Annotated in this window: 10 protein-coding genes; 3 read left to right on the top strand and 7 right to left on the bottom strand. The window is 71.5% G+C overall.

The genetic code is table 11. The annotated features are described in order from the left end of the window. Positions 1–94: 94 nt before the first annotated feature. Positions 95–1,318 (bottom strand): type VII secretion-associated serine protease mycosin, encoded by a 1,224-nt coding sequence (gene mycP / locus ACFYPR_RS13570; RefSeq protein ID WP_387260151.1) that lies wholly within the window; start codon positions 1,316–1,318, stop codon positions 95–97. 152 nt (positions 1,319–1,470) lie between these two features. Between mycP and ACFYPR_RS13565 the strand changes: the two genes are divergently transcribed. Both ACFYPR_RS13565 and ACFYPR_RS13560 read left to right on the top strand, forming a co-directional pair. Continuing rightward, positions 1,471–4,428, top strand: coding sequence for an SseB family protein (locus ACFYPR_RS13565; protein ID WP_387260148.1), 2,958 nt, complete (start codon positions 1,471–1,473; stop codon positions 4,426–4,428). Further along, on the top strand, positions 4,425–4,790 hold the full coding sequence (locus ACFYPR_RS13560; RefSeq protein ID WP_355065369.1) for a hypothetical protein: 366 nt from the start codon (positions 4,425–4,427) through the stop codon (positions 4,788–4,790). Before ACFYPR_RS13565 ends, ACFYPR_RS13560 begins: the two co-directional genes overlap by 4 nt. A 4-nt stretch (positions 4,791–4,794) precedes the next feature. Here the strand turns inward: ACFYPR_RS13560 and ACFYPR_RS13555 are convergent, their stop codons facing one another. The 5 genes from ACFYPR_RS13555 to acs form a co-directional block, all read right to left on the bottom strand. Beyond that, positions 4,795–5,727 carry an alpha/beta hydrolase gene (locus ACFYPR_RS13555; protein WP_354860420.1) on the bottom strand — a complete coding sequence of 311 codons (933 nt, stop codon included), beginning with the start codon at positions 5,725–5,727 and terminating at the stop codon, positions 4,795–4,797. Positions 5,728–5,791: 64 nt separating this feature from the next. Then, positions 5,792–6,193 carry a hypothetical protein gene (locus tag ACFYPR_RS13550; RefSeq protein ID WP_387260145.1) on the bottom strand — a complete coding sequence of 134 codons (402 nt, stop codon included), beginning with the start codon at positions 6,191–6,193 and terminating at the stop codon, positions 5,792–5,794. Positions 6,194–6,396: 203 nt separating this feature from the next. After that, positions 6,397–8,823, bottom strand: a complete 2,427-nt coding sequence (locus tag ACFYPR_RS13545; protein WP_355065553.1) for an immune inhibitor A domain-containing protein — start codon at positions 8,821–8,823, stop codon at positions 6,397–6,399. A gap of 333 nt (positions 8,824–9,156) precedes the next feature. Continuing rightward, positions 9,157–11,949: an immune inhibitor A domain-containing protein gene (locus ACFYPR_RS13540; RefSeq protein WP_387260142.1), complete on the bottom strand. Its 2,793-nt coding sequence runs from the start codon at positions 11,947–11,949 to the stop codon at positions 9,157–9,159. A gap of 242 nt (positions 11,950–12,191) precedes the next feature. Continuing rightward, a complete protein-coding gene (gene acs / locus ACFYPR_RS13535; RefSeq protein WP_387260139.1) occupies positions 12,192–14,156 on the bottom strand; it encodes an acetate--CoA ligase in 1,965 nt (654 codons plus the stop codon). Positions 14,157–14,534: 378 nt separating this feature from the next. Here acs and ACFYPR_RS13530 point away from each other — a divergent pair, with 378 nt between their 5' ends. Further along, on the top strand, positions 14,535–15,281 hold the full coding sequence (locus tag ACFYPR_RS13530; protein ID WP_387260136.1) for an oxidoreductase: 747 nt from the start codon (positions 14,535–14,537) through the stop codon (positions 15,279–15,281). A gap of 119 nt (positions 15,282–15,400) precedes the next feature. Here ACFYPR_RS13530 and ACFYPR_RS13525 read toward each other — a convergent pair whose 3' ends face one another. Beyond that, positions 15,401–16,204: an HAD-IB family hydrolase gene (locus tag ACFYPR_RS13525; protein WP_355065377.1), complete on the bottom strand. Its 804-nt coding sequence runs from the start codon at positions 16,202–16,204 to the stop codon at positions 15,401–15,403. Between the last annotated feature and the right edge of the window lie 241 nt (positions 16,205–16,445).

The following is a 16,445-nucleotide window of genomic DNA, read 5'->3' as shown; positions in this document are numbered from 1 at the left end:
CGAGGGGCGCCCGCGTGCTGGCCGATCGAGGCGACATCCCGCACGCGGGGCACCGGGGTCGAAGCCCGCCGAGGCGGACCAGAACCGGGCCGGGTCAGGTTGGCTCGGCAGGTCGCCAGCGCCGGCGCGCGCCGCGGGGCAGCACGAGGGCGAGCAACACCACGGCGACCGCCGTCAGGCCGATCGCCGCGCCGGCCACCAGAGCCCGGTCCCGGGCGGTCGCGCGGCGGGCCTGGCGGGCGAGCACCGCCGGGTCGGGCCGGTCGTCGGCGAGTGCGGCAACCGGCCGAGGAGCGGTCGTACGGCCGCCGCCGGTCTCGGTGACCGCGCGGTAGGGGTTCAGCACGCCGGCGCCGTACCCGCCGCCGTGTCCCGGGCCGGGCGCCGGATCGACCGTGGCGACGATCCGCTGCACCACCTCGGCGGCGGTCAACTCGGGACGGTACGCGCGCAGCAGCGCCGCCGTGGCGGCCACGAACGGCACCGCGTAACTGGTGCCCTCGACCTGCTGGTGGCCCTGCGCGGGCGCGGCGACCAGCACCGCGCTACCCGGGGCGACCAGATCGACGTACGAGCCGGTCTGGGAGAAGGTCGCCCGTGCCCCGTCCGCCCCGATCGCGCCCACCCCGAGCACCCCGTCGTACGCGGCAGGGAACGGGCGCGGGTCGCCGCTGTCGTGCAGGTTGCCCACTGCGGCCACCAGCACCACGTCCCGCTCGACGGCGTACCGCACGGCGGAGCGGACCTCCGGGTCGTCGGCGTACAGCACCACGGAGAGGTTCACCACGTCGGCGTCGTGGTCGACGGCCCAGCGGATGGCGCGGGCGAACTCGTCGGCGCTGACCGTGCGCCCCGACTCCCGGCCCTGCACCACCTGCTGCTCACTCACCCGTACCGGCAGGATCCGGGCGGCCGGGGCCAGGCCGTGGAAGGCGACACCGGGCCGGGGCGCCGCCGCGATGATGCTCGCCACGCCGGTGCCGTGCCCGGCGCAGTCCCGGCTGCCGTCCCCACCCGGGTCGAGCAGGTCGGTGCCGGCCAGCACCCGTCCGGTCAACTGGGGGTGCGCCCGGTCGACTCCGGAGTCGACGACCGCGACCGTCACCCCGGCGCCGGTGGTCAGCGGCGCGAGCCGCGCGGGGTCGTACCGCTGCTGGGGCCAGGGTGTGGCCTCGACCGGCCGGACGGGCGCCAGCGGGGTCGCGCAGGCCGGGGCCAACCGGAGCCCGGCGCTGGCGGCGACGGCCGGACCGGTCGCGGCGGTAAGCAGAGCAGCGGCCAGACCTGCCAGGACGGGGTGCGCGATCGACCGGGACATCGACAGCCTCCGTATCGTGTCGGCTCCGGAACGGGATGTTATCGCCTCGACGCCGCCCCGGCGGACCGCCGCCGGCCAGCCATTGTGATCTTGATACCACCTTGTAGGTTGTACGCGATACCTGTGGCCTGTTCTCGGAAGGAGAGGTGGCCGTGACCGAATGGGAGCCGGCCACGGAGGCCGAGGTGGCGATGTGGGACGCGCTGCGCGCCAACGACCAGGAGCTCTACTTCCGCCTCCTGTCCCGCACCGATCTGCTGTTGCCGGTTCCCACGCCGGCGCCGTCCGGTCAGGCGTCCGCCGGCTGGGGCACCTGGACCACCGGTGGCCGGACCCACGTGCTGGCCTTCACCTCCGCCGCGGCGCTGCGGGCCTGCCTCGGTGAGCACGGCGGCACCAACCGGCGCGTGCCGTTCACCGACCTCGCCCTCGGTTGGCCCAACCACGAGTGGTGGCTCGCGGTCAACCCCGGGTTGCCGGTCGAGGGCTACCTGCCCGCCTGGTTCGTGTCCCAGCTCTCCCGTGGTGACGTCCGGCTGCCGGGCCGCGCCATGGGCGCCCGCGCGCGGCTGGAGCGGGCCGAGACGCTGGCCCGGTCGAGAGCCGGTACGACCGGCCGGGACGCCTCGCCCTCCACCGGGTTCGTGCCGCCCGCGTCGGACCCGACACCGTCCGGACGACCCGCGCCGAGGAACGCGGTGCCGCCGGTGGGCACACCCCCGGCGTCGGGCACCCCGGGCCGGGCGCCCGGTCCGGGTGAGCTGTCGCGCCGGTCCGGCTCGGAGGACCTGCCCGCCGCCGGTCAGCGGCAGCCGGACGCCCCGCCCCGACCGGCCCGCCCCGGCGCCGGCCCCGTGCCGGGCGTTGGCCGTACCGGCGCATCCCGGTACGTGCCGCTGGCCTCCACCGACCGCGCCCCGGCCGACCAGCCGGGTCCGCGCGCCGGCCGACCGTCCGCGAGCCCTCCGGCCACCGACGGCGACGGCCCGGCCGCCGGTGACGGCAACAGCCAGGGTGGTCGGCGTTCCTTCTTCGAGCCGACGTCCGGTCGAGCGTCCGGCCCTGTCTCCGGCGATGGTCGGTCGGGCGACCGCGCGGTGCCGCCGTCCCGGTTCGGGCGGGGCAGCCAGCCCTTCCCGCGCCGCCGTCCCGCAGACACGCCGGGCGGCGACAACGCGGCCCCGGCCTTCCCGATGCCGACACCGGACGCCACCCGACCGCTGCGGCCACCGGCCGGCGACCTGGGCGCGTCCCGGGTGGTACGAGCGCCCGCGACCGACGACGAGACCACCCAGCCTCTGCCACCGCGACGGCCCAACCCGTTGGCCGAGGAACCCACCCGTGCGTTCCGGGTGCCCGGTCCAGCCGCGGGTGAGCCGTCACCGACCCGCGTCGGAGGGCCCGTTCCCACGGCGGACGAGACCCAGGCGATCCCGCGTGGCCGATCCGGGGACCGGCAGCGCTTCGAGCCGGTGGAGGAACTGCCGCCGTCGGTCGCGGAGCCGGTCTCCGGCCCACCCGCCCCGCGTCGCGGCTTCACGCCGATCGTCATCGAGGGCACCATCATCGAGTCCCGGGATCTCCTCGACCCGACCGAGGGCGCTCCTGCGTTCGACGCGGCCCGGCGACCCGGCCCGACCACCGCCGCCCCGCCGACGTTCGGCCCGGCCGCGTCCGGCCCGTCCGTGCCCGGCCCGTCCGTGCCCGACCCCGCTGTCCCCGGCGCCTCGATGCCCGGCCCCTTCGTTCCCGGGCCCTCCGCCGCGGCCCCGGATCCGTTCGGCGTTCCCTCGTCGTTCGAGCCCGCGTCGTCCGGCCCGGTCTCGTTCGAACCCGCCGACACCGGCACGGGCCGGCCCGATTCCACCGGGACCGCCGAAGGCCTGTTCGGCACGGACCGCACCGGCGCGGGCCCGCTCGATTCTGCCGGCTCCGACCTGAGCAGCGCAGACCTGAGCGGCGGCGGCCTGGGCGGTGGCGGCCTGGGCGGCGCTGGCGGCTCGGCTGGCGTGGCCGCCGGTTGGTCCTCGCCCCGGTCCCCGGTGGGCTACGAGCCGGAGGCGGTACGCCCCGACACCGACGACGAACGCCCGGTCGTGGACGACCAGCGTGCGATTGTCGACGAGCCGGCGTCGGTGCAATTCGAGCCGGCCAACACGGTCGAGGAGGACCTGCTCGGCGCGGCGGGTGCCGGCAGTACGGACACGTTCCTGTCCACCCTGCTGTTGGCCCGGGTCCTGCTCCCGGCGGCGGCGGACTCGGTGCGCGGCAGCCGTCCCGGCGACCCGGGCTTCGTCTGGCGTACCGCGCAGCTCGACGGCGAGACGTACGTGGTGGTCTACACGTCCCCGGAGCGCCTCGCCGACCACGTCGAGGGTGACGTCGACACGGTCCGGGTGAAGTTCGCCCAACTGATCCGGCGCTGGCCCGACGAGGACTGGTCGTTCGCCGTCAACCCGGGCACGCCGGTCGGCGCGAAGCTGCCCGGCGAGCAGATCGTCGCCCTCGCCAACTGGGCCGCCGAGGTCGGGCTCGGTGACGACCTGGAGGTCGACGCCGAGGAGGCGCCGGCCGTGGCGGAGCCCGCCGCCCGTCCCCGGTACGCTCCCGCGGCGGTCGACCCGGCCCGCCCGACCGTGATGCAGAAGGCGATCGCGCCCAGTCAGCTCGCGTACTACCTGGAGCGGGGGTACGACCGGGTCTCCGGCTTTGTGCACCGGGCCGGCGAGTTGGCCCACCTGACCACGCCGGCCGAGCTGCACGACGCGCTGGGCCTGAGCTACCCGGGGTCACCGTTCGTACGGGACGCCGAGGAGATCTACGTGCTGCGCTGGCCGGCGCACCGGCCCAGCCTCTACCGGATCCCGTACGGCGGCCAGAACGAGCCGGCGATGCGGGCCATGGAGGGCTGGGTCATCGAGCGCCCGCCGTTCCGGGGCAACGGCTTCGCCCCGGGTGAGAGCAGCGACGTGGTGGCGGAGTTCAAGGTGGACAGCGCCCGCCTCCCGCACGGCGCGCAGCTCTGGCGCATCGGCGGGGACGGCACCGAGCGGGTGATCGCGGTGCTCGACACGGACGCGGTGGTCTGGCGACGGGTTCCGGAGGCGTGATGCGAGACGGCTACGTGGCCCGCTGGCGGGGCCGGGAGTACCAGGCGAGCCCGGACGGCGACGACATCCGGCTCTACCAGCCGGAGCCGGGTGAGGGCTTCGAGGAGGTCCGTCCGGGCCGGTACGTGCGGGTGCTGCCGGCGAGCGAGGTCGAGGATCTGGCGTACGTGCGGACCACCTGCACGTGGCAGGGGCAGCCGTTCATCGTGCTCGGGAAACACGACGCCTGGCTGCGGGTGGAGTACACCGGCGGTCGCTGGCCGGTGGCCGAGGCGATGCGGCTGGAGGTCTTCGACTTCGGCGTCTACCAGGGCTGGGCGCCGGCCGCCGAGGTCACCGACCTGCGCGAGCAGCGGGTCTGACCGATCAGGACTTGGCCCACCGCAGGATCTCGCCGAGCACCAGCTCGGGGGCTTCCAGGTGGGGGAAGTGCCCCACCCCGTCGAGCAGGCGCCACTCGTACGGCGCCACGACGTACCGGCCGGACCCCAGGGCGGTTCGTGGCAGGGCGGCGACGTCCCGTGCGCCGTGCAGTTGAAGGGTCGGGGTGACCAGCGGCTTCTGCATGAGGCGGACGAACCGGTAGCCGTGCAGCCGCAGCACCGAACGGAAGGCCCAGCGGTAGCCTTCCAGCGCGCAGAAGGCGGCCTGCGGGATGCGCATCGCCTCCCGGCACCGCTCGGCGTACGCCTCGAAGTCGCCGCTGGCGGCCCAGCGCGGCCCGGCCCAGCGGCGCAGGATCTCCCCGACGGCCGCCCCGCCGTCCTTGGTGAGCACGTGCTCGTAGCGGGGGAGCTGGAACTTCAACGCCGGGGTGGAGGCGGCGAACTGCCCGCGTGGGTCGGCGAAGATGGCGGCGCGCAACCGCAGCGGGTGGGGTGCACCCAGGACCACCAACCGCCGGACCAGCGACGGGTGGAACGACGCCACCGTCCAGGCCACCATGCCGCCGACGCCGCTGCCGACAAGCGTCGCCGACCGTTCACCGAGGGCACGGATCAGGCCGGCGATGTCGGCGGCGAGGGTGTAGCCGTCGTATCCCCGGGGTGGTTTGTCGCTGGCGCCGTAACCGCGCAGGTCCACGGCGACCGCGCGGAAGCCGGCGTCGGCGACCGCCGGGAGTATCTGGTGCCAGGCCCACCAGTGCTCGGGGAAGCCGTGCAGGAAGAGCACCATCGGCCCGGTGCCGGCCTCGACCACGTGGAACCGGGTGCCGTTGGCGCCGACGAAACGGTGCGTCCACGGCCCCTCGGTGAGGACACAGGACTCGTCGACGGCTCCGCCGCGCTGGTCGGTCATGGTTGACAGCCTAGGACCCCGCCGGCAGGCAGCCGTTCTGCCTGCCCGGGAGCGTCGGCGACGGTCAGCCGACGGGGCTGATGTCGACGATGCTGGCCGGGGTGCCCGGGCCGCAGTCGGCGGCCGGGTCGGCCGGGCCGATGGTCACCCGGACGGTCGTGCCGACGGTGAAGGTGCCCTTGCCGGCGCCGTGCAGCGCATACTGCCGGCCGTCGTCGGTGACCAGGCCATAGCAGGGGCCGTTGCCGCCCCGGTTGATCCGTCCGGCCAGCACGTTGGCCTTGCGGGCGTCGGTCGGCGTGCGCGGTGGGCCGGTCGGCGGGCGCAGGGTGGGCAGTGGGACGCGCGAACGCGGCGGGCGACCGGAGGGGGACGACGGCGTCGGATCGGTGGGCCCGGTCGGCGCGGCGGCGGACGGCGGTGTGCCGGTCGAGGGAGCGTCGGAGGGGCTCTGCTCGGAGGACACGCCGTCTCCTTCGTTCCGCGTTCCGGCGCAGCCGGTGAGCGCCAGCAGGACAGTCAGACCGGCGCCGGTCAGGGTGGTGCGGGTTCGCGGGTGCACGGGTGATCGGACGCGCGGGGCGCGACCGGGGTTCCCGGAACGGGCGATGCCCGGGCAGGTGACCTGCCCGGGCATCGCCGTGGTGCGGGTGTCGCCTGATCCGAGGATCAGAAGAAGCGGACGTTGGTGTAGATGCCGTCCTGCGACAGAACCTTGATCTTCCGGCCGGTCGCCGGGAGCTTGACGCCGTGGTTCGGCAGCTCCGGGTACCAGTACTGCTGGGTGTCGTCGAACAGAGGCTGCGCGGCCTGGCCCCGGACGTACTGGGGCTGGCTGTCGATGTGCAGCGTGAACGAGTCGGCCTTCTTCAGGCTGAACGGCGCGTCGTAGACCTGGACGCGAGCCCGCCAGGGGGCACCGGTCAGGTTGTAGAGCGGCCGCGGGTGCGCGTCGATGATCATGTTCCGACCCTCACCCGGGTGAGCGAACGTGTCGTTGTCCGCCCAGCGCAGGTTCCAGTAGGAGATCAGCAGACCCTCCTGGTACGCGTAGTGGTCCACGTAGTCCGGGCGGGTGTTCGCGTAGCCGAAGTAGTACGGGCCGGTCTTGAGGTACTTGTCGTACGAGGTGTACGACCGGGTACCGGCGATGTAGTAGTTCGCGAACTTCTTGGTGTAGGTGGCCGCGGCGATCTCGAACTTCCCCGCGAACGTCCAGCCGTTGGCACCGTTCTCGGCGCCGTCGGTGAACACGGTCTGACCGTCAGCGGTCACGGTGATCGCGTCACCGTAGAAGCCGCCCTTTGACAGCCCGCCGTCGGTCTGGTAGCGCAGCCGGAACTGCACGACCTTGCCCGCTACGGAGTTCATCGGGATGTTGACGTCAACCCACTTGCCGTTGCTGGAGCCGTCCAGGGCGAAGCGCCCGGGGGAGATCTCCTTCAGCGGGTTGCCGTTGACGGTGCCGGGCAGGGTCGCCCAGGTCTTGCCACCGTCGACCGAGGCCTCGAAGAACAGGTAGTCGAACCCGCTCTCGATGTTGTAGCGGCCCTTCATGGCCAGGGCGGCCGTCGACTTCCCGGTGAGGTCCAGCGTCCGGGTCATCGTGCTGTTCAGGTCGTCCTCGTTGCCCGTGAAGAACTGCTTGCTGCCCTCGAACGGTGCGCCGTTCGAGAAGGTGTACTCACGCGGCGGCAGGTTGACCACCGCGGCCTGCGCCTCCGGCGAGTTGTACTCCTGCGGGCCGAGCTTTACGGTGCGCTTCTCGTTCGGCCCGAGCGTGTCGTGGTCGAGCCAGCCGAGCTGGAGCTTGTTCCACGCGCCGAGGTCGCCACCGCGCTCGCCGATGCCGCCGTCGTTCTTGGCGCCGAGCCGGCTCTGGGCCATCAGGGTCCAGTGCTCGTTGTTGTTGTCGCCACCACTGACCACGTTGTAGTCGTCCGGCAGACCGAGGTCGTGGCCGTACTCGTGGTAGAAGACGCTCCGGCCACCGTTCTCCGGCTGGATGGTGTAGTCGCCGATCCAGACGCCGGTGTTGCCGATCTGGGTGCCGCCGGCCGGGAAGTTCGCCGGGCCGGTGTTGCCCTGGTCCGAGGCGTACGCGTACCAGCGGTGGCTCCAGATGGCGTCCTCACCCTGGATCGGGTCACCGTCGGCCTGGTCGCCGCCGGAGTGGACGATCTGGAAGTGGTCGATGTAGCCGTCCGACTCGTTGAAGTTGCCGTCACCGTCGAAGTCGTACCGGTCGTACTGGTCCATCGACTTGACATCGGCGGCGATCTGCGCGTCGGTGCGACCGGCGGCCTTCTGGTCGATGACCCACTGGTTGGCGGCGTCGCGGACCAGGTCCCAGGTGTTGCTGCAGACGTTGCTGTCGCAGACGTTCGGGTCACCGGTCGGGTCGTCGTCGGCCTTCGGGTCGTCGGAACGACCGTAGCGGGCCTCGTTGTACTTGACCTTGACCCAGTCGGTGACCTCGCCCTCGACGCTGTAGCGACCCGAGGACTGGGCCTCGTAGTACTGCTTCAGCGACTCGTCACCGGGGTTGGTGCCGAAGTAGAGCTGCCGGTAGTGGTCGGCGTTGTAGTCCGGCTGCCAGACGGTGGAGTTGTCCACCGCCCGGTTGGGCGCCGGGATCTCGTTGTGCAGCGGACCGGTGAACTTGGTCGGCCCCGCGGTGTTGGGGTCGATGTTCTTGTCCGGGAAGTCCGGGTGCCGCTCGTTGCCGAACTCGGCGAGGATCACGAAGATCTTGTCGGTCCGCTGACGGGAGAGCTCGACGTACTGGTCTTCCGTCTGGGCCGTGCCCGCCCCGGTGGTGCGGGCGGCGGCCCCGTCGGCCTGGGTCTTACCGACCTTGACGACGGTGCTGCCGTTGATCTTCTCTGCCTTGGCCTTGCCGGACAGGACCTCGCTGAGGCCCTCCTGGCGCAGCGCTCGCCGCTTGTCCTCCAGCGGGTTCGGCAGGTCGTGGTCGGCAAGGGCGGGCTCGGCGACCGACGGAGCGGCCGTCGGCAACTTCGGCTGCGGCGCGGCACTGGCGGACGGTCCGAACGCCAGCCCCGTCGCCGTCAGTGAGAGCCCGAGCAGACCCACTGCGACTTTGCGCACGTGGTACCTCCGGTGTGAGGGAACCGGCCCAACGGGGGTACGGGCCGGTGATAGATCGATCCCACTAGTGGGACCAATGGTGAACATAGACACTGCCGGGACGGGTGGGAAGATGCGCGCGTCGATTTGTTGCAAGATTTTGTTGGGAACGCTTTTCACCGTCACACCCCTGCGGTTCATCAGCACGCGAATCAGGGTGGACTGGTCGGCAACGTCCGCAGCGATGCATTTCGATCAATAAGATCAGACGTTACGACAGTGGGGCCGGCAGCGTTCCCGCCACCGGCCCCCACCATCAGTTGTTGCTGCGCGAAACCCTTACTTCTTCGCCGGGGTGACGAAGATGGTCGCGGACGAGTTGTCCCGCGCGGTCTTACGGATGGTCAACGAGACGCCGTTCTGCACGCCCGCGTCGCCCGGGTTACCGGTGCCGAGCACGATCACGCCGCCGCCCAGCGTCACGCCGTAGAACTCCGGCGCCGGGCTGCCGTCCGGGTTGGTCACCCGGGTGGTGTACGGCGCTCCACCGCGCGACGGCACCACCACGGAGGCGTCGTTGTCCCGCGCGTACGGAGCCCCGTTGCGCATCTCGATGCCCGGGTACCAGCCCTTGGCGTCGGTGAAGCTCTTCACCGGCGGCTGGGCCTTGAACTTCGTGCAGTACGCGCTGTACGGCTCGCCCGCCGCCTCCAGGCACTCCGTGAAGGGGTACGTCTTCTGGAGCGTGAAGGCCGCGTTGGACGACTGCGGCCGGCTGGGCAGGTTGTCCGTCACCGACGGGTCCTTCTCGGCCGCCGTGCCGGTGCGCCGGTACGGGTCGAAGTGCGAGTCCACGATGAGCAGCCCGCCCTTCGCGCCGTAGCTGGGCAGCGCGGTCATCTGCCCGGTGACGTGGTTGACGTCGCCGAGCGCGCTGTCCCGGTACCACACCAGCATGCCCGGCGCGTTGTAGGAGATCCGGTCGACCTTCCACGCCTCGTGGGAGTAGATGGTGTCGTAGGCGTACTTCAGGCCCTTGTCGAAGCCGTCGAAGTTGCGCCACTCGGCCAGGTAGTACTGCGCGTGCACCTCGGTGCCGCCGGAGACCTTCCAGCCCGCGCCGGTGGTGTCCACGAACGTGCCGCCGGTGGCCGTCCAGCCGTTGGCGCCGCCCTCGACGTCGTCGCTCCAGGTGGTGGCGCCGCCGCCGGTGACCGAGAAGTCGTCGACGAACCAGTTGCGCTCCTCGAACGCCTCATCGGTGGCGAGACGCAGTCGCACCTGGACGGTCTTGCCCGCGTACGCCGACAGGTCGACGTAGTCGTGGCGCCAGCCGTCGGTGCTGCCGGTCAGGCCGTACTTCTTGCCGCCGAAGTCGTTCATCCGGCCGTTCGGGTCCGGGTAGTTGTCCGGCGTGGTGACCACCGTGCCGCCCTCGGCGTACACCTTCTGCTCGGACCAGGTCGTACCGCCGTCGGTCGAGAGCTCGACGAAGCCGAAGTCCCAGTCCTCCTCGATGATGTAGTTGTTCCACATCCAGAACTTGGCGTCCGCGGCGTTGGGCACGTCGACCGAGCGGCTCAGCTTGACGTCGGCCCAGCTCTGGTCGTTGTTGCTGTGCCACATCTTCGTGCCGCTGTGCGGCGTGGCCAGGACCGTCACCTTGTCCGGCAGGTCGACCTTGATGCCGTCCTCGGAGTCGATCGGCGTACGCGAGGTCTGCCCGAGCTTCACCTCACGCGGGTTGGAGCCGGGGCGGATGGTCAGCGGGTCGGCCCAGCCGAGCACCCACTTGTCCCAGATGCCCATGTGCGTGGGCAGCGCCTGGAAGATCTCACCCGAGTGCGAACCCGAGGCCATTAGGTCCCAGAAGTCCACGTCGGAGTCGGCGTTGCCGGAGGTGTCGTAGAGGTCCGGCAGGCCGAGGTCGTGGCCGAACTCGTGGGCGAAGACGCCGACGCCGGCGTCCTCCGGCTGCACGATGTAGTTCGACACCTTCAGGCTGGTGCCCGGGATGGTGTAGCCACCCGGGACCGAGGAGGAGTGCGCCCAGACGGCGTACACGCCCTGGTCGCCGCCGCCGCGCGACTTGCCCTGGCCGGCGTGCACCAGCACGAGGTGGTCGATCACGCCGTCGGGCTCGAAGAGGTTGCCGTCACCGTCGCGGTCGGCCTGGTCTTCCTTGTCGTACTCGGCCCACGGGAAGCTGGGGTCCTTGGCGGCGAGCGCGTCGATCGCGTCGGCCGCCAGCCTGCCCGCGCCAGCCGGGTTGTCCGGGTGGCCGTTCATCGACTGCTCCCGGCCGGGGACCCAGTTGCCGTTCTCGTCCTGGGTGCAGCGGTTGGCCGCGTACCAGCCCTCGGAGTGCGGCACGGTGATCCACGGGCTGGCCTGCCCGGCGACCGTGTACGCGTTCTTGGACATCTCCAGGTACATGTTGTGCATCGTGCGACCGGTGAGGTCGATGCCCTTCTTGCCGTCCGGGCCCTTCAGGTCCTTGCGGACCCGCTCGGTGATGCCGTTCTTGCTGTACAGCATCTTGTCGTAGTGCGACGGCGAGAAGTCCGGCACCCACATCGAGTTGTTGTCCTCGTGCGGCAGCGTCGCCGGGTTCGGGATGGTGTTGTGCTTCGGCCCGTTCTGCACGGTGCCGGGGACACAGGTCCGATCCTCGAACACCGTCTTCGGGACCATCACGTTCGTGAAGTCGTCGTTCGCCTTGTCGTTGAACTCGACAAGCAGCGTCAGCAGCTTCGCCGTCTGCGTGGTCGGCGACTGCTTGATCTGCCGCGGGCTCTTACCCGTCTTGATCGACTTGGCTTCGATCTGCGCGAGCTGGCGCGCGGTCACCGGGTTGCCCCGTGCGTGCTTCTGGTCGAACGCACGCGCGGCGTCGACGGCCGGGGTGTAGACGCCACCCTTGCCCTTGACCTCACGGCCGGTGGTGTCCGTCTGCACCTCGGGCTCGGCGTAGTTGATGTAGTATTCGTCAGCCCCGATCACCGCCCGGGGGGTGGTGGACGGCTGCGCCGCCGCACTTCCACTCACGGTCAGTGAGGTGGCCGCGAGGGCGATGACGGGCAGCGCGACGAGTAGTCGTCGACGCGACCCCGGATGGGAGTTTCTGTTCATGCCGCTCCGTTTCTCGGGCATGGGCGGAGGAAGCCGGCCGACTCCGGACGCGCAGGGACGCATCGAGGCCCGCCGACCTCCGTGAAACTAAATGAGAAACACGCCGAACGGCGGGAACGTGATGGAGGCGTTATTCGTCCAACCACCGCAGCCGGCGGCGCGCGGTGGTCGTACCTCCACAAAAGATGACGGTGGGTGACGGTCCGTGCGGACCGTCACCCACCGATGGGGTACGCCTGTCGTCAGTCCTCGTCGGACTTCGCGCCGCTCATCCCGGAGGAGATCAGCTCCATCACCGAGGAGTCCTGCAGCGTGGTCACGTCGCCGAGCGACCGGTTCTCGGCCACGTCCCGCAGCAACCTCCGCATGATCTTGCCCGAGCGGGTCTTCGGCAGCTCCGGCACCAGCATGATCTGCCGCGGTTTGGCGATCGGGCCGAGCGTCTTTGCCACGTGGTTGCGCAGGTCCGCGATGAGCTGCTCACCCGCCTCGCCGACGATGTCCGTGCTGCCCCGCGGGATGGCGAACGCCACGATCGCCTGGCCGGTGGTCGGGTCGGTCGCGCCCACCACCGCCGCCTCGGCCACCGACGGGTGCGACACCAGCGCCGACTCGACCTCGGTCGTCGAGATGTTGTGCCCGGACACCAGCATCACGTCGTCGACCCGACCGAGCAGCCAGATGTGCCCGGCGTCGTCCTTTTTCGCCCCGTCACCGGCGAAGTACATCCCCTCGAACCGCGACCAGTACGTCTCGATGAACCGGTTGTCGTCACCCCAGATGGTGCGCAGCATCGACGGCCACGGCTCGCGCAGCACCAGGTAGCCGCCCCCGCCGTTCGGCACCGACTGGCCCTGGTCGTCCACCACGTCGGCGACGATGCCCGGCAACGGAGTCATCGCCGAACCCGGCTTCGCCGCCGTCACCCCCGGCAGCGGGGAGATCATGATGGCGCCCGTCTCGGTCTGCCACCAGGTGTCCACGATGGGCAGCTCACCCCCGCCGACGTGCTGCCTGTACCACATCCACGCCTCGGGGTTGATCGGCTCACCGACGCTGCCCAGGAGCCGCAGCGACGACAGGTCGAAGCCGGCGGGGATGTCCTCGCCCCACTTCATCATCGTCCGGATCAGGGTGGGCGCGGTGTAGAGGATGCTGACCTTGTACCGGTCGACGATCTCCCAGAACCGGCCCTTGTGCGGGGTGTCCGGGGTGCCCTCGTACATGACCTGGGTGGCGCCGTTGGAGAGCGGGCCGTACACGATGTAGGAGTGCCCGGTGACCCAGCCGATGTCGGCGGTGCACCAGTAGACGTCCGTCTCCGGCTTCAGGTCGAAGACCGCGTGCGTGGTGTACGACGCCTGCGTCAGGTAGCCGCCGGTGGTGTGCAGGATGCCCTTCGGTCGGGCCGTGGTGCCGCTCGTGTAGAGAATGAACAGCGGGTGCTCGGCATCGAACGGCTGCGCCGTGTGCTCGGCCGACGCCGTCTGGACCTTCTCGTGCCACCAGTGGTCCTTCTCCGACCAGGCCACGTCCTCACCGGTGCGGCGGACCACCAGCACGTGCTCCACCGACGGGCAGCTCGCCACCGCCTCGTCCACGGTCGGCTTCAACGCCGACGGCTTGCCCCGCCGGTAACCACCGTCCGCGGTGATCACCACCTTGGCGCTGGCGTCCTGGATGCGGTTGCTCAACGAGTCGGCGGAGAACCCACCGAAGACCACGCTGTGCGCCGCGCCGATCCGGGCGCAGGCCAGCATCGCGACCGCCGCCTCCGGGATCATCGGCAGGTAGATCGCCACCCGGTCGCCCGCCGTGACCCCCAGGTCGGTGAGCGCGTTCGCCGCCCGGCAGGTCAGCTCGTGCAGGTCGGCGTACGTGAGAGTGCGGGTGTCGCCCGGCTCGCCCTCCCAGTGGATCGCCGCCTTGTCACCCCGGCCCGCCTCCACGTGCCGGTCCAGACAGTTGTACGCCACGTTGAGCTGCCCACCGACGAACCACTTCGCGAACGGCGGGTTCGACCAGTCGAGCACCTCGTCCCACTTCTTCGACCAGGCCAGCCGGTCGGCCTGCTTCGCCCAGAAGGCGAGCCGATCGGCCTGCGCCTCGGCGTACGCGTCGACGGTGACGTTGGCGTGCGCGGCGAGTTCGGCCGGCGGGGGGAACTGGCGCGTCTCGTTCAGCAGATTGGCCAATGCCTCGCTCATGCCGTGACTCCTCGTCCTCGGGGTGACCTGCGTCTCGCTGGGCACGAGGGTAGTCGCGGGGTCCCCGGCCGGCGACCGCTGCCCACCCCGTCGCGCCGAGCGGCCCCCGTCGCGCGCCCGACGGCCGGCCCTGCCCGTCCCGCCGCGCCCGACCCCCGCCCGGGCGGGCCGGCGGGCCTTGCCCGTCCGCGCTGTGCCCGGCCCGTCCGGCGTTGATCGACACGGGTTCGGCGATATCGGGGTGTCCGGACCGGTGGGACACCCCGATATCGCCGATCTCGTGTTGACTTTGCCCGGCGGCGGGCCGGCCGGGTGGTCCGGGTCGCGTTGCGGGTGGGTGCGGCCCGCCGGGCCGGGTCGGGTCGCTAGCGTGGCGAGATGACCACCGACCCGCTCGCCCCGCTGCTCGCGCTCGCCGACGTCGCCGCTGCCGTCGACCGGGCCCGTGAGCGCTTCGACCGGGCGCTCGGGCACCGCGCGCTGCGCCGCAACGGTGGCCAGGTCGCGGCCGAGGTCAGCCTTCGGTCGGCGGTGGCCAGCGCCGCGCTCGAAGGCGCCGTCCACGAGCGTGAGGAGGTCCGGGCCGGCACCGTCACCGACCCGGTGCTCCAGGGGGCGCTGCGGGTCGCCGGGGCGCTGCCCGGCCTGAGCGAACTCTGGCCGAAGGCACCCCGGCAGGCACTCGCCCGGCTGCACGTCCTCGCCGCTCGCGACATCGTGGGGGAGGCCGAGCTGGGCCGACCGGTGCCCGACCCGGTGGTCGCCGCCCGCCTCGACGGGCTCGCCGCTCTGGTGGCCGGCGGCACGAAGGTCTCCCCGCTGGTGCTCGCCGCTGTCGTACACGGAGAGTTGTTGAACCTGCGTCCGTTCGCCGGGCCGTCCGGCGTCGTGGCGCGCGGTGCCGCCCGACTGGTGCTGCTCGCCAGCGGCCTCGACCCGCGCGGCCTGCTCGGCGTCGACGTCGGTCACCGGGAACGGGAGCCCGAGTACGTCGGCTCGGCCGGCGCGTTCGCCACCGGCACCCCGGACGGGCTGCGCTCCTGGCTACGGCACTACATGGCGGCCGTCGAGGTCGGCGCCGACCAGCTCACCACCATCGGCGACGAGATCCTCGCCGCCGCTTGAGCACCGCCCGCCCTCAGGGCGTCGATCATGGAGTTGTGGTGCCTTGCAAGAGTCGCGAAAGCGTCGAAGGCGCCCACCACAAGTCCATGATCGGCCGGAGAGCGGGGTGCGGCGGGGTGTTAGGCGGTGGCGGTGGAGCGGGTGCGACGGTGCCGCCCGTACCAGGCGATGCCGATGGCGACGCCCACGCCGACCCCCAGAGCTGCCGCGGCCACCGGAACCCCCGGCCGCTCCCGCAGCCGGCGACCCAGCGGGATCGGATGCCGGAACTCCAGCACCGGCCAGGCGTTCTCCGAGGCCAGCTTGCGCAGCTGCCGGTCCGGGTTGACCACGCTCGGGTGACCCACGCACTCCAGAAGCGGACGATCGCTGTACGAGTCGGAGTAGGCGTACGAGTCGGCCAGGTCGTAGCCGCGCGCGGTGGCCAGCTCGCCGACCGCCTCGACCTTGCTCGGACCGGCCGCGTAGAACTCGACCTCGCCGCTGTACCGGCCGTCCCGCACCGCCATCCGGGTGGCGATCACGTCGGTCACCCCGAGCAGCTCGCCGATCGGCCGGACCATCTCCTCGCCGGACGCGGAGACCAGCACCACGTCCCGCCCGGCCGCCTGGTGCTCCTCGATCAGAGCGGCAGCCTCGGCGTACACATAGGGGTTGATCAGCTCGTGGAGCGTCTCCGCGACGATCTGGCGGACCTGTTCCACCTGCCAGCCTTTGCAGAGCGCGGCCAGGTAGTCCCGTGTTCGGGCCATGGTCTGCTCGTCGGTGCCGCCCAGCCGGAACATCAGCTGCGCGTACGCCGACTTGACCACGTCACGCCGGGTGATCAGCCCGTCCCGGTAGAACGGCCGACCAAACGCCAGGGCGCTCGACTTGGCGATGACGGTCTTGTCCAGATCGAAGAAAGCGGCACTTCGGCCCACGGCGCGAAAGTCTAGCCGGATGGTCTATCGTCGGCGGGTGCCCGGGGTCAGCCCACCCCTCGGACCTGCGGGCGGGCGCCTCCAACTCCGGTCGGCGTGACCGCGCTCACACTCCGCGAGGAGATTTTCGCGCTGAGTGGAGTGAACACCACTCGACGTGACGGGTCCGCTCAGGCAGACTTGTTCGCACGACGAGTTCTCACATCCCCGAAACAGACAGACCCTCGGCGGTTGCACCCCC

This window comes from Micromonospora sp. NPDC005254, assembly GCF_042872525.1.
Classification (GTDB): domain Bacteria; phylum Actinomycetota; class Actinomycetes; order Mycobacteriales; family Micromonosporaceae; genus Micromonospora.
The sequence above is the reverse complement of the archived record's forward strand: the minus strand, read 5'-3'. Positions and strand labels throughout refer to the sequence as shown.

Coding starts and splice junctions, on each gene's coding strand:
- ACFYPR_RS13530 (WP_387260136.1), top strand. CDS start 14,535: ATGACCACCGACCCGCTCGCCCCGCTGCTCGCGCTCGCCGACGTCGCC.
- ACFYPR_RS13555 (WP_354860420.1), bottom strand. CDS start 5,727: ATGACCGACCAGCGCGGCGGAGCCGTCGACGAGTCCTGTGTCCTCACC.
- mycP (WP_387260151.1), bottom strand. CDS start 1,318: ATGTCCCGGTCGATCGCGCACCCCGTCCTGGCAGGTCTGGCCGCTGCT.
- ACFYPR_RS13540 (WP_387260142.1), bottom strand. CDS start 11,949: ATGAACAGAAACTCCCATCCGGGGTCGCGTCGACGACTACTCGTCGCG.
- acs (WP_387260139.1), bottom strand. CDS start 14,156: ATGAGCGAGGCATTGGCCAATCTGCTGAACGAGACGCGCCAGTTCCCC.